Genomic DNA, 13,784 nt, shown 5'->3' with positions numbered 1-13,784 from the left:
TCACGCCCAGACCTTCCACGGCGCGCTGCCGGACTGCCACATTTCTTCGAGCATGTTCTTTTCGCGCAGGGTGTCCATCGGTTGCCAGAACCCGGCGTGTTCGTAGGCCATCAGCTGGTGTTGCGCGGCCAGGGCCTGCATGGGTTCCACTTCCCAGCTGCAATTGTCGCCATCGATCAGGTCGACCACGTCCGGTTGCAGCACGAAAAAGCCGCCGTTGATCCAGCCGCCGTCGCCCTGCGGCTTTTCCATGAAGGCGGTGACGGCGTCGCCCTGGCGCACCAGCGCGCCGTAGCGCCCGGGCGGCTGCACGGCGGCCACCGTGGCCAGGCGGCCGTGGGCGCGGTGAAAGGCGATTTCGGCCGCGATGTCGATGTCGGCCACGCCGTCGCCGTAGGTGAAGCAGAACGGCTTGCCCGGTTCCAGGTAGTCGCGCACGCGCTTCAGGCGTCCGCCGGTGAGGGTGTCGGCGCCGGTGTCGACCAGGGTGACGCGCCACGGTTCGGCGTGGCGTTCGTGCACTTCCATGCGGTTGTTCTGCATGTCGAAGGTGACGTCCGACATATGCAGGAAATAATTGGAAAAAAATTCCTTGATCAGGTAACCCTTGTAGCCGACGCAGATGATGAATTCGTTCACGCCGTGGTGCGAGAACACCTTCATGATGTGCCAGAGCATCGGTTTGCCGCCGATTTCGATCATCGGTTTCGGCTTCAGGTGGCTTTCTTCCAGAATTCGCGTGCCGAGTCCGCCGGCCAGGATGACGGCTTTCATGATGGCGCTCCTTCTCCCTGCTCGCACCAGGTTTCCCACATGCCGCGGTAAGCCTGTTCCAGGTGGCGCGTGAAGCGCGCCATGTCCATCAGCGGACTGGCGCGGGTGCGCTCGCGCAAGCCCGTGCGCAGCCGGCGCAGGCGGGCCGGGTCGCGCGCCACATCGACCGCGATGCGCACGTAAGCCGCCTCATCCTCGCCGATCAGTTCGTCCAGGCCGCCGTTGTGCAGGATCGTCACGCCCAGGCGCGAGATGAAATTGCTGCCGGCCAGGGTGACGAAGGGCACGCCCATCCACAGGGTGTCGAAGCTGGTGGTGCCGCCGTTGCACGGGAACGGGTCGAGCGCGATGTCGATCCGGTTGTACAGGACGAACTGGTTCTTGCGGTCGTTGGCGATCAGGACCAGGCGCGCCGGGTCGATGCCCAGCCGCGCGAAGCGCGCCTGCACCTCCTCGCGCATGCCGGGGTTGTCGAGGCCGAGGATTTCGAGCATCAGGCGCGAGGCCGGCACCTGTTCGAGAATGGCGGCCCACAGCACGATGGTCGCATCGCTCACCTTGGCATAGTTGTTGAAGCAGCCGAAGGTGATGTAACCGTTGTCCTCGCACGGCGGATGGTCGATGACGGCCGGGCTGTCGGGGTGCGCCGCGTAGCAGCAAAACACTTCCGGCAGGCGCCACAGGGTTTCCACGTTGACGTGCTCGCTCTGGCCGGGCGGCTCGGCAAAGGCGTCGGTCAGGCGGTAATCCATGCTCGTCAGGCCGGTGGTGGACGGATAGCCGATCCAGGTCAGCTGCACCGGCGCCGGTTTGCGGGCGAAGGCCAGCAGGCGGTTGCCGGCGGTGTGGCCGGCCAGGTCGACCAGGATGTCGATGCCGTCGGCATGGATGCGCTCGGCCAGCAACTGGTCGGACATGCCGTGGCAGGCAATCCAGTGGTCGGCGTCGGCCCGGATGCGCGCCGTGAACTCGTCGTTGACCACGTGGCTGTAGTAGCAGAACACGTCGACCTGGGTTTTGTCATGGCGCGCCAGGATCGGTTCGATGAAGAAGGCCACCGCGTGGCGCCGGAAGTCGGGCGAGACGTAGCCGATTTTCAGGCGCTTGGCCGGGTCGCGCCCGGGCCCGTGGGTCAGGCGCTGCGGCGCCAGGGCCGGCTCGAACTGGGCCGCAAAGCGCAGGTGCAGTTCGAACAGTTGCTGCTGGGTGATGCCGGCCGCGTACTGCATCGACAGCAGCAGGTTGTTGTGGGCGGCCGCGTAGCCCGGTGCGAGCGCGATGGCTTGCTCGTACATCTGGCGCGATGCGTCCGGCTTGCCCTGGTTTTTCAGGGTGGTGCCGAGGTTGTTGAACGCTTCGGCAAAGCCCGGACGCAAGCCGATGGCGCGCTCGAAGCAGACGGCGGCCTCGTCGTAGCGGCCCAGGTCGTTCTTGGCCACGCCCAGGTTGTTGTGGGCGTGCGCGAACTCCGGCTTGCGCGCAATCGCCTCTTCGAAGCAGGCGACCGCTTCGGGCAGGCGATTCATGTTGGCGAAGGCCACGCCCAGGTTGAAGTGGGCGGAGGGGCTGTCGGGCCACAGGGCCAGCGTTTTTTCGCTCCAGGCCAGCGCTTGCACGTGGCGCTGGAGATCGGCGTTGGTCAGCGCGAGCATGGCGTACGGCTCGGCGTAGCCGGGTTGCAGGTGGACGGCATTCTCGAAACAGACCAGCGCGTCCTCCAGCCGCCAGTCGGCCTTGTAGGCAACGCCGAGGTTGCAATACGCTTCGGCGTAGCCGGGCGCGACGGTGACCGCATGCTGGAAGCAGTCGATGGCGCCGCCGACGTCGTCCTGCTCGAGCAGGGCGGCGCCGAGGTTGTTGAGCGCTTCGGCAAAATCGGGCGCCAGCGCCAGCGCCGCCCGGTAGGCGGCGACCGCGTCGTCAGGCTGTCCCAGCTCCCTGAGCGCGATGCCCATATTGTTCCAGGGCTGGGGCAGGCGCGCATCGAGCGCCAGCGCGCGCCGGTAGCAGGCCACGGCATCGTCCAGTGCGCCCTGTTCCTGGCGCGTGACGCCGAGGTTGTAGTGGGCGGCCGCCAGGTCCGGCCGCAAGGCCAGGGCGGCCTCGAAATGCTCGGCCGACAAGGCCCATTGTTCCTGCTGCTGGTAGAGCGAGCCGAGGTTGTTGTGCACTTCGGCAAAGCCCGGTTCCAGTTCGAGCGCCTTGACGTAGCAGACCTGGGCTTCGTCCAGGTTGCCCATCTGTTTCAGGGTGTCGCCCAGGTTGCTGTAGGCCTCGGCATGGTCGGGTTGCAGCGCCAGCACCGCCAGGTAGCTGCCCAGGGCGTTCGGCAACTGGCCGCCGTCGCGCAGGGCGTGGCCGAGCTGGAGGTGGGCGTCGAAGTTGTCCGGCAGCAGTTTCAACAGGCGCTCGTAGCTGGCCTGCAGTTCGGGCAGCAGGCCCAGGGCGCGGCAGCTGGCGTCGAGCGCGAAGTAGTACGCGGGCCGGGCCGGCTCCTTGTCGATCGCGCGCCCGAGGGCGTCGACGGCCTCGGCGTGGCGTCCGCTTTGCTGGTACAGCAGGCCCAGCAGGTGCAAGGCCTCGGCCTTGCCATCCAGTTTGCGGTACAGCGCTTCCGCCTGCGCCAGCCGGCCCGCCTTGTGATGCTGCATGGCGATCTCGAGGGGGGAGGGCGGGGCGTAGGAAGCGTTTTTTTTCATGGGGCGCGGTCAGTCATCCTTGGTTGGGCGGCGCTCAGTCGGCCACCACGACGCGGTTCTTGCCGGTCTGCTTGGCCTGGTACATGGCCTTGTCGGCGCGCTTGACCAGGCTGGCCTGGTCTTCGTTGGGGGTGCGCAGGGCCACCCCGGCGGAAAAGGTGATCAGCACTTTTTCGTTATCGTGCAGGAAGAAATGCTTGGTCAGGTCGCGCTGCAGGCGCGTCATGGTCTGCGAGGCCGCTTCGACCGTGGTTTCCGGCAGCAGGATCAAAAATTCCTCGCCGCCGAAGCGGGCGATCACATCCATCGAGCGGATGGTTTCCTTGACGATCTTGACCAGGTGCTTGAGGGCGGCGTCGCCGGCCAGGTGGCCGTAGGTGTCGTTCAGGCGCTTGAAGTCGTCCAGGTCGAGCATGGCGATGCACAGGGGCGTGCCGCGGCGGTCGGAACGGGCCGTCTCGCGTTCGAACACATCGTCCAGGCCGCGCCGGTTCAGGCTGCCCGTCAACTGGTCTTCGCGCACCAGCTCGCTCATGTGCTGGAGCTTCGCTTCCAGGGTGTGGATGCGCTGTTCGGCTTCCTGCACTTCCTGGCGCGCCAGCACCATGCGGTCGCGCGACTTGAGCGCTTCGGTCTGGACCAGGCGGGTTTCGCGCAGCACGTCCTCGAGGATGATGTTGAGCTCGGCGATATTGTCGGTGTGGCTGATCTTTTCGGAAAAAGCGCCGATCTTTTCGTGGAAGTCGCCGGTGGTGGTGGCCACGGAACTGAGGCGGTCGATGAAGGTGAGCATCATGTTCTTCACCGTCAGCTTGACGTCCGACAGGCTGTGCTTGAGCTGGCCCTGCTTGTAGATGACTTCCTTCAGGCTGCGGGTGGCGTCTTCCAGCGCGCGCTGGTCGATCGGGCCGGCGATCAGTTCCTGCACCGAATCGATCTGGCCGCGCAGCCAGCTGTCGTCGTCGAGCAGTTCGCTGACGTTTTCCAGCAGCAGCTTGAACAGGCGCAGCAGCAATTCCTGCTGTTCGCCGACGTCGCCGCTCTTGATGTCGATCTGGTAACACAACTGCTTGAGGCGCACGCTGACATCGTTCAGGGCGTCTTCGGTGGTGGCGACCTTGACGGCGGCGCCGAGCGCTTCGGCTTCGCCCATCAGGGCCGGCGAATCGGACAGCAGCGAGGCCACCGCGAAACTCAGGGTGCGGCTGAGCAGGTCGCGCAGGATCTTGGCGTCCGGCTCGTCGGACAGGGCCGAAAGCGAGGCCAGCTCGATGCCGCCGCCCTTGCGGAAGTGTTTCTCGACCAGCTGGTTCAGGTTGCGCGCATAGCCTTCCCAGTCGCGCGTCTTGACGGCGCGCGCGAAGCGGCGGCCGAAGTCGGCCAGTTCGCCCGGGGTTTCGCTGAGCTTGCCGGCGAAGTCGCTCAGCACGTTTTCGGCGCCGGCGTCGGGCGCCGTCTCGGGCGCCGCCGCTTCGGGCGCGCGCGCGGGCGCGGCGGGGGCCTCGGCGATGCCGGCGATCTCGTGATAGATCTCGCGGTAGGCTTCCGGGGTCGGCGCGATGCGGCGCGTGGCCAGGCGGCGGAAGGCTTCGCGCGCGATGTCGGCCGGATTCATTGCGGCAGCCGGGGTGGGCGGAGTTGTAGCCATGGTAGAACAGTGCCTCAGTCAGGTTTGGCGTCGATGTGCCAATGATAAGCGAGTTTGTTTCCTGCCATCTCTGGAAAAGAGGCGGATAAAGCATCTTACTCCAGAGCATTAAGCCGCCGCACGGCGCCGCGAAAAACTTATTCGATCAACTGGTTTTTGATCGCATAGTGCGTCAATTCGGCACTGTTCTTGAGTTTCATCTTGACAAGCAGGCGCGAGCGGTATTCGCTGATGGTCTTCACCGACAGCGACAGTTCCTTGGCGATCGCGCCCACCGTCTTGCCCGAGGCGATCATGGTCAGGGTCTGGTATTCGCGGTCGGACAGGGTGTCGTGCAGGGGCGTGTCGTGATTCTCGCCGACCGCGCTGGCCAGTTCCTGGGCCAGGGCCGCGCTGACGTACTTCTGTCCGGCGGCGACCTGGCGGATCGCGGTCACCAGTTCGCGCGGGGCGCTCTGCTTGGTCAGGTAGCCGGCCGCGCCGGCTTTCAGCGAGCGGATCGCGTACTGGTCTTCGCGGTGCATGGACAGCATCAGCACGGCCAGTTCGGGATGCTCCTTCTTGACCAGCTTGAGTACGTCGATGCCGCTGCGGTCGGGCAGGGAAATGTCGAGCAGCATCACATGGCACCTGGCCTTGCGCACGTGCTTGATCGCGTCGATCCCGTCTTCGGCCTCGCCGGCGACGATGATGTCGGGCGATTCGGCCAGGATCTGCTTCAATCCCTCGCGCACGATCGCGTGATCGTCGGCGATGAAAACCCGGATGATGGCTTTGTCGGTCATGGTGCTTCGTGTTCGGTTACTCGGTCGGGTCCGGCGCCGCCGCGGCGTCGTCGGCGCTCTCATCCGCCATTATCCTCGTTTTGGCCGAACTGAGCCTGATTTTGATGGTCACCACCGTGCCGCCGCCCGGCGCATGGCCCAGGCTCATGGTCCCGCCCAGCGCCTGGGCCCGCTCGCTCATGCCGCGCAGACCGAACGATTGCGGCTTCTGGCGGTCGGCCTGGGCGATTCCGGCGCCGTTGTCGGCAATCGTCAGGACGATGTACTGGCGCAGCAACTGCAGGCGCACCCCGACCCGGCTGGCGTGCGCATGCTTGGCGATATTCGTCAGCGCTTCCTGGAAGATGCGGAACAGGGCTGTCGCATGGTCCAGGTGCAGGTCGATCTCCTTTTCGGCGCAGGTGAAGCTGCAGGCGATGCCGTTCTGCTTTTCGAATTCCTTGATCTGCCATTCGAGCGCGGCCACGATGCCGAAGTCCAGCATCGAGGGCCGCAGGTCGAGCGAGATGCGGTGCACGGCGTCGATGGTGCGGTCGACCAGGGCGTCGACATAGGCGGCCCGTTCGGCCAGTTGCGGCTGGTCGGGCGGCAGGCGCTGGGTCAGCATCATCAGGGCCATCTTGATGGCCGTCAGGTTGCCGCCCAGGTCGTCGTGGATTTCGCGCGCGATGCGGGTGCGCTCCTGTTCCTTGACGTGCTCCATGTGCGCGGCCAGTTCGGCCAGGCGCGCGCGCGAGCGGGTCACTTCCAGCTGTTCGAGCTTGCTGGCGGTGATGTTGGTCATCAAGCCTTCCCAGTGCACGCTGCCCGGGTGGTCGGGCATGGCGCGCGGGGTCGAGCGCAGGTTGATCCATTTCTGGTCCTTATATTCGTGGATCCAGACCCGCCCTTCCCAGTTCCAGCCGGACAGGGTCGCGGCCGAGACGTGCATGGCGTCGAGGTAGCTCTTGCGGTCTTCCGGCAGGATCAGCTCGATGAAGCGCTGCGGCTCGGCCTGCAGTTCGGCGGCGGACAGGCCGAGCAGGGCGGCGCAGCCGTCGCTGACGTAGGGAAAGGCAACCCGGCCGTCCGCATGCAGCTCGAACTGGTACACCAGCGCCGGGGTGTTGCTGACGAAGGGTTTCATGGCATGGGCGATGGTGGGAGGAACTGGGCTCATCTGGGCTCGGCGCGGGAAACGATGGCTGAAATCATACGGGAAAAACGCGCTGGTCCGCAGTCTGCTTGCGCTGTGCCGCGCAGCGCCGGCAATGCGCCGCTGTCGTACTGACAAATGGCTAGATTTTTTTACAACGAATGTAAGAATTAAATTTGACCCCTGGCAAGGATTTCCATATAACAACGTATTTACAATTTTCTTAACGGGAATCGGCATGGCATATACGATCGTTGGCGATAGTGGCAGGAATCTCTTGTCGGGCACGCCGGGTGGGGATTTCATCGATGGCAAGGAAGGCAACGACGAGTTGCGCGGCATGGAGGGCAACGATACCCTGGCCGGCGGCGCCGGCAGCGACGCGCTGGCCGTCAAGGACAGCTTCCGCCTGGTCGTCGCCGAGGTCAACCTGGCGCCGGCCGTGTCCGCGCCAAGCGCCGGTGCGACAGTGACCGAAGGCGAGGCCTTTTCGGTGCCGGTTCCCGTGTTCGCCGACCCCAATCCGACCGACACGCCGCTCGTCACGCTCACCCGCGCCGACGGCAGCGCCTTGCCGGCCTGGATGGCGTACGACCCGGCCACCGGCAAGATCGGCGGCACCGCCGGCCCGCAGGATAGCGGCAGCTACCGGCTCAAGGCGACCGCCACCGACAAGGGCGGCCTGGCGGCGGCAAGCGAATTCGCCATCGACGTGCTCGATGCCAACCATGCGCCGGTGCTCACCAAGGGCTTGCCCGACTTTAGCGCGGTGTCCGAACACATCTTCGGCCTCACCCTGCGGCCCGGCTTCTTTACGGATCCCGACAGCGGCGATGCCGTGACCCTGTCGGCCTCGCTGGCCGGCGGCGCGCCGCTGCCGGCCTGGCTCAAGTTCGTCGCGCATGCGCCAGGAAGCGGCAGCTTCACGGGATTCCCGTCCAGCGCCGATGTCGGCAGCTACGATCTGGTCATCACGGGGACCGACAGGGAAGGCCTGAGCGCCAGCGACAGCGCGCGCCTGACCATCGAGCAGAACCTGGCGCCGGTGCTGGCCACCAGCGGCGGCAACGGCATGGCGGCGGAGGGCGCGTATCTGATCATGCGTCCCGCCACGTTTACCGATCCGAACCAGTTCGACGCCCTGACCCTGGGCGTGACGCGCGCCGACGGCAGCGCGCTGCCGGCGTGGATGAGCTACAACGCGCGCGATAACTACCTGACCGGCACCCCCGGCTTCGACGACAGCGGCAGCTATGCGCTGGCAATCACGGCCACCGACCTGGGCGGCCGCACCGCGTCGCACCTGTTCGAGGTGGTCGTCAGCAATACCAACCGCGCGCCGCAACTGGTCGCGCCGATCGCCGACGGCGCCGTGACGGTCGGCACGGCCTTCGCCAGGACGGTGCCGGCGGCGGCGTTCGCCGATCCCGACAGCGGCGATACCCTGGTCCTCGGCGCCACCCTGGCGGACGGCTCGCCGCTGCCGCAATGGCTCTCGTTCGATGCCGCCACCAACACCTTGCACGGCACCCCGGAGCACCGCGACGCCGGCACCATCGAGGTGCTGGTGCGCGCCACGGACCAGGGCGCCCTGGCGGCCGGCGACAGCTTCAGCCTGGCCGTGATCGACGTCAACGTGGCCCCGACGGTGCGCAGCGCCAGCCCCGGCGCCAGCGTGGCCGAAGGCGCCGCGTTCAGCGTGGCCGCGCCGGCCTTCGAGGATGTCAATCCGGGCGACGCGCTGAACATCGCCGTCACCCGCGCCGACGGCGGCGCGCTGCCGGCCTGGATGAGCTACAACCCTGCCAGCGGCACCGTCGGCGGCACCCCCGGCTACGCCGACAGCGGCGTGTATGCGCTCGCCGCCAGCGCGACCGACAAGGGCGGCCTGTCGGTCGCCAGCCTGTTCAGCGTCAGCGTCGCCAATACCAACCGGGCGCCGCTGCTGGCCCTTCCCCTTGCGCCGACGGCGACGATGGACAACGTGGCCTTCACCTACAGCGTGCCGGCGGCGACCTTTGCCGATCCGGATGCGGGCGACAGCGGCATCTACAGCGCCGCCCAGCTGCCGGCCTGGCTGGCCTTCCATGCCCAGACCCGCACCTTCAGCGGCACCCCGGCCCTGGGCGACGCCGGCACCAGCAAGGTGCTGGTGAGCTACACCGATGCCGGCGGCCTGGCGGCCACGGCGACCCTGAGCCTGACCGTCAACGCGACCGCCAGCGTGACCCTGAACGGCACGGCGGGCGACGATAGCCTGAGCGGCAAGTCGAACAACGACGTCCTCAACGGCCTGGACGGCAACGACCGCCTCGACGGCGGCCTCGGCGCCGACAGCATGGCCGGCGGCAGGGGCAACGACAGCTACGTGGTCGACCAGGCCGGCGACGTGGTGAGCGAAGCGTCAAGCGCCGGCACCGACAGTGTCGGCAGCAGCGTCAGCTACACCTTGCCGGCCAACGTGGAAAACCTGACCCTGACGGGCAGCGCCGCCATCAACGGCAACGGCAATTCCCTGAACAATGCGCTCACCGGCAATGGCGGCGCGAATGTCCTCAACGGCGGCGCGGGCGCCGACAGCATGGCCGGCAACGGCGGCGACGACAGTTATTACGTCGACAATACGGGCGACGTGGTGACCGAATGGGCGAACGGCGGCTTCGACCAGCTGTTCAGTTCCGTGACCAGGACGCTGGCCAACAACGCGGAAGTGCTGACCCTGACCGGCACCCTGGCCATCAACGGCACCGGCAATCCAGGCAACAATCTGATCCAGGGCAACGGCGCGGCCAATTCCCTGAATGGCCACATGGGCTACGACATCCTGCTGGGCGGCGCCGGCAACGATGGGCTGAGCGACAGCTCGAGCGAGTCCAGCCTGTTCAGCGGCGGGGCCGGCGCCGACACCCTGTTCGGGGGCGTCGCCAGCGAACTGTTCATCGGCGGCACGGGCAACGACAATACCAATGTGCAGACCGGGGTCGACATCCACGCCTTCAACAAGGGCGACGGCCAGGACCTGGTAACGGCCTTCGGCGGCAACGACGACACGGTCTCGCTGGGCCATGGCATCGTGTACGCCGACCTGGCCCTGAAAAAGGTCGGCGCCGAGCTGGTCCTGATGCTCGGTGGCGGCGACCAGATCACCTTCAAGAACTGGTACGGCAGCGGCGGCGGCAGCGTGTCGACCCTGCAGGTGGTCACGGTTGGCGGCAGCGATTACCTGCCCGGTTCGGCCAGCGCGATCAACGACAACAAGGTCGAGCTGTTCGACTTTGCCGGCCTGGTCGGGCAGTTCAACCAGGCGCGCAGCGCCAACCCGGCGCTCGCCAGCTGGAACATGGCGCAATCGCTGGCGGCGTTCTCGCGCGGCGGCAGCGACACGGCCGCCATCGGCGGCGACCTGGCCTACCACTACGCGCTCGACGGCGACCTGTCGGCGGTCGGCATGAACGCCGGGCTTGCCATCATCGGCAGCGCGAACTTCGGCAAGGGCATGCAAACCCTGCTGGCGGGCGCTGCGCTGGTGGACGCTTCGCCGATGCTGTTCTAAGCGCCACATCCGGCAGGGGGAATTGCCGTACACTGGCGCCATGAAACAACGCCTGTGTTCCCTGCTGCTGTGCTTGTGCGCCTGCCTGTCCGCCTCCTTGTGCCAGGCGGCCGACGACCGTTTCACCGTGGTGACGGTCGACCCGGCGCGCCAGGAGCTGCGCCTGTTTCTCACTGATGAAACCGGCCAGCCATTTAACAGCTTCGCCCGCTTGCAGGAGTGGCTGCAGGCACGCAAGCAGCGGCTGGTGTTTGCCGTCAACGCCGGCATGTACCATCCGGGCTTCGCGCCGGTGGGCTTGCATGTGGAAGAGGGCAGGGAGCTGGCGCCGCTGAACCTGGCCGATGGCAAGGGCAATTTTTTCCTCAAGCCGAATGGGGTCTTCATGCTGGGCAAGGGCGGCCCGCAGGTGCTGGCGTCCTCGGCCTATCCGGCCCGGGCGTCCGGCGTGCGCCTGGCGACCCAGTCCGGCCCGATGCTGGTGATCGACGGCCAGCTGCATCCCCGTTTCGATCCCGACTCGCCGTCGCGCTACGTGCGCAACGGCGTCGGCGTGGCCGACGGCAAGGCGATTTTTGTGATCAGCAAGGTGCCGGTCACCTTCCACGAATTCGCCAGCTACTTCCGCGACACCTTGCATTGCAAGAATGCGCTTTACCTGGACGGGTCGATCTCGAGCCTGTTCTCGAGCGCACTGGGGCGCGCCGACAGCGCCGCGCCGCTGGGGCCGATACTCGGCGTGGTCGAGTAAGGATCCCGGGCGGGCGCGGCTGGCCGGAGAATCAGGCCTGGCGTGCCTGGCCGCGCCGTTTGCCGCGCGCGACGCTGCCGACGACCAGCAAGCCGGCCAGCAGCATGCCATAGGTTTCCGGTTCAGGTACCGCGGAGATGTCCTGGGGTATCGGGGTAACGTCCGAATGCTTCTGGAAGATGGTGGTGAGGCTGGCCGACAGCGATCCTCTGCCGATCTGCGCTCCTGTATTGAGCACGCCTTGCAGCACCTGGTTGCGCAGTCCCTCCGTGCTGCTGAGCTTGGAGTTGAATGATTCCGTCCCCCACACCCCATCGATCGAGCTCCCGACGCTGCCGCTCAGGAGGGCGGACGCCACCCCGAAGTCGATCCCGTCCTTCTGCATGAGCACCTCGGCCTCGGCCGTGAACAGCAGCCGGGTCGACGGCGACAAGGTGAACGTGAGCAACTGGCTGGCGCTGGCGGCCGAGCCCCAGGCGCCCGGAGCGGCGTCGATATGCAGGTCGGCATGCATGCTGGCCGCCCCGTTCTGCACGCTGCCGCCGCCGTACGTCAACACCTTGTTCATGCTCCCGTAGTCGGCCGACGACGCGCTCTCGACGACGCCGCCGCCGACGAAGTCGAGCGAGCTTGCGGCGTCCGTGTAGACGAAGGTAATGCTCGGGCTGATGTTGTCGGTCAGGTCCAGGTCGATCAGCTGGAAGCTGATGTTGTTCAGGCTGGCGGTAGCGTTGGCAGACGCGGCCTGCGCCGGTGCGCAGGCCAGCAGGCCGGCTGCGAACAGCCCGGCGGCGATCTTGAGTGGATGGACAGGCATACGATTCTTTCGATGAGGATGGCGTGTTCCGGCCATGGCCGGGTCGGAATGGTGGGGGCGGGGCTGCGTCATGCGGCCCGGGCGCCAGCGGCCTTGCGGCGGCGCGCCACGGCGCCCAGCATGAAGGTGCCGGCCAGCAGCATGGCGTAGGTGGACGGCTCCGGAACGCTGGTGACCGGTCCCGACAGGATTGTGATGGCGTCGAGCGAGAATGCGCCCCTGCGTTGCTGCGCATCCGACATCAGCGAGCCGTACAGATTGACGGTGGCCGCGCCATCGCCGTAACGCACGGCGTAGTTCTTGTTGAGCTGGTGACTCCACGAGCCATCCGCGTCCAGAAGATGCGCCGACATCTTGATTTCCGCTTCGCTCAAGGCGAACTGGACACCAAGCTGCTGCGCGATCCGGCCGATGCCGGTGAAGATCAGCTCGGTATTCGGGCTCAGAACGAACTCGGCGACGCGGCTGCTCCGGCTGCCGTAGGCGTGGTTGGCCGTATCGAGCGGCAGATGGTTGACGCTGGAGCGCGCGAGCACGGCGCTATCGGACAGCATGGCGCCGGCCGAGCCGGACTGCGTCGCGATCGAGGTGCTTCCCGCTTCGCTGCGGGTGTCGACTTGCCCGGCGCCTTCGCTACGCACGACACGGCTGTCCGTGCCGAAGGTGATCCAGGGAGCGATGCCATCGTTCAGGTCGAGGTCGACGAGGCGGAACTGGAATTGCTCGATGCTGGCGGACGAGGTGCTGGTGTCGGCCTGGGCCGGCGCCCAGGCGGCGGCCAGGGCGGCCAGGGCGCACAGGGTGCGTTTGTTGAAATGCGGGTGCATGCTTGCCTTTGGGGAGGTTGGCTGCCGGGTATCGGCAGAACGTTAAGCAGATTACATGGGATAATATCCGTTCGCGATGACTTTTATGTAACATTGCATGACGCTCAGCCGCGCCGCCCACCAAGCGCAGGCCGGAGCCGGCGGCATGGTGTCCGCGCCAAAAAGATTGCCTGCGCCAAAATGGGTATCGCCCGGACAGGATGCGCGCGCGCCATTACAATGGACCGCATGAATAAAGCATTTGTCAAAGAATCGGATAACGACGACGAGGAAGCCATTGCGCTTGCGCAAGCTATTCCTGCGGGCGCCAAGAATTACATCACGCCGGCCGGCTACCAGCGCATCAAGGATGAGCTGCTGCAGCTGATCGATGTCGAGCGTCCCGAGGTGGTCAAGGTGGTGCACTGGGCGGCCTCGAACGGCGACCGCTCCGAAAATGGCGACTATATCTACGGCAAGCGGCGCCTGCGCCAGATCGACGGGCGCATCCGCTTCCTGACCAAGCGCATGGACTCGGCCGCCGTGGTCGATCCCAGCGTCCAGTACGGCAACGACCAGGTCTTTTTCGGCGCCACGGTGACTTACTGCAACAGCGCGGGCGAGCAGCACACCATCACCATCGTCGGCATCGACGAGCTCGATCCGCTGAACGGCAAGATCAGCTGGGTCTCGCCGGTGGCGCGCGCGCTGACCAAGGCGCGCGAAGGCGATGTGATCACCCTGCAGACGCCGCTCGGCCCCGACGAGCTCGAAGTGCTCGAGGTGCGCTATCCGGCCCCCGCCACAGACTGATTT

General features: G+C 66.4%; 10 protein-coding genes. 3 read left to right on the top strand and 7 right to left on the bottom strand.

The features are described from left to right. The 5 genes from rfbF to EJB06_RS17550 all read right to left on the bottom strand — a co-directional run bounded on the left by rfbF (nucleotide 1) and on the right by EJB06_RS17550 (nucleotide 7,065). Complete coding sequence (rfbF, locus tag EJB06_RS17570; protein ID WP_126075327.1) at nucleotides 1-774, bottom strand: glucose-1-phosphate cytidylyltransferase; 774 nt, start codon at nucleotides 772-774, stop codon at nucleotides 1-3. Beyond that, nucleotides 771-3,473, bottom strand: a complete 2,703-nt coding sequence (locus tag EJB06_RS17565; RefSeq protein WP_126075326.1) for a tetratricopeptide repeat protein — start codon at nucleotides 3,471-3,473, stop codon at nucleotides 771-773. The genes rfbF and EJB06_RS17565 overlap by 4 nt, the downstream gene beginning before the upstream one ends. 34 nt (nucleotides 3,474-3,507) lie before the next feature. Continuing rightward, nucleotides 3,508-5,121 (bottom strand): GGDEF domain-containing protein, encoded by a 1,614-nt coding sequence (locus EJB06_RS17560; RefSeq protein WP_126075325.1) that lies wholly within the window; start codon nucleotides 5,119-5,121, stop codon nucleotides 3,508-3,510. 137 nt (nucleotides 5,122-5,258) lie between these two features. Then, on the bottom strand, nucleotides 5,259-5,906 hold the full coding sequence (locus EJB06_RS17555; protein WP_126075324.1) for a response regulator: 648 nt from the start codon (nucleotides 5,904-5,906) through the stop codon (nucleotides 5,259-5,261). 16 nt (nucleotides 5,907-5,922) lie between these two features. Beyond that, a complete protein-coding gene (locus EJB06_RS17550; protein WP_126075323.1) occupies nucleotides 5,923-7,065 on the bottom strand; it encodes a sensor histidine kinase in 1,143 nt (380 codons plus the stop codon). A gap of 214 nt (nucleotides 7,066-7,279) precedes the next feature. Between EJB06_RS17550 and EJB06_RS17545 the strand changes: the two genes are divergently transcribed. Further along, nucleotides 7,280-10,594 carry a putative Ig domain-containing protein gene (locus EJB06_RS17545; RefSeq protein ID WP_164557957.1) on the top strand — a complete coding sequence of 1,105 codons (3,315 nt, stop codon included), beginning with the start codon at nucleotides 7,280-7,282 and terminating at the stop codon, nucleotides 10,592-10,594. A 40-nt stretch (nucleotides 10,595-10,634) separates the two neighbouring features. Then, nucleotides 10,635-11,345, top strand: a complete 711-nt coding sequence (locus EJB06_RS17540; protein WP_126075321.1) for a phosphodiester glycosidase family protein — start codon at nucleotides 10,635-10,637, stop codon at nucleotides 11,343-11,345. 31 nt (nucleotides 11,346-11,376) lie between these two features. Here EJB06_RS17540 and EJB06_RS32570 read toward each other — a convergent pair whose 3' ends face one another. After that, complete coding sequence (locus EJB06_RS32570; protein ID WP_229427139.1) at nucleotides 11,377-12,162, bottom strand: PEP-CTERM sorting domain-containing protein; 786 nt, start codon at nucleotides 12,160-12,162, stop codon at nucleotides 11,377-11,379. A gap of 68 nt (nucleotides 12,163-12,230) precedes the next feature. After that, nucleotides 12,231-12,989: a PEP-CTERM sorting domain-containing protein gene (locus EJB06_RS32565; protein WP_229427138.1), complete on the bottom strand. Its 759-nt coding sequence runs from the start codon at nucleotides 12,987-12,989 to the stop codon at nucleotides 12,231-12,233. A 228-nt stretch (nucleotides 12,990-13,217) separates the two neighbouring features. Between EJB06_RS32565 and greB the strand changes: the two genes are divergently transcribed. Continuing rightward, complete coding sequence (gene greB, locus EJB06_RS17525; RefSeq protein WP_126075320.1) at nucleotides 13,218-13,781, top strand: transcription elongation factor GreB; 564 nt, start codon at nucleotides 13,218-13,220, stop codon at nucleotides 13,779-13,781. Nucleotides 13,782-13,784 lie beyond the last annotated feature (3 nt).

Origin of the sequence: Massilia atriviolacea (assembly GCF_003953935.1) — a bacterium.
Classification (GTDB): Bacteria; Pseudomonadota; Gammaproteobacteria; order Burkholderiales; family Burkholderiaceae_D; genus Telluria_A; species Telluria_A atriviolacea.
The sequence above is the reverse complement of the archived record's forward strand: the minus strand, read 5'-3'. Positions and strand labels throughout refer to the sequence as shown.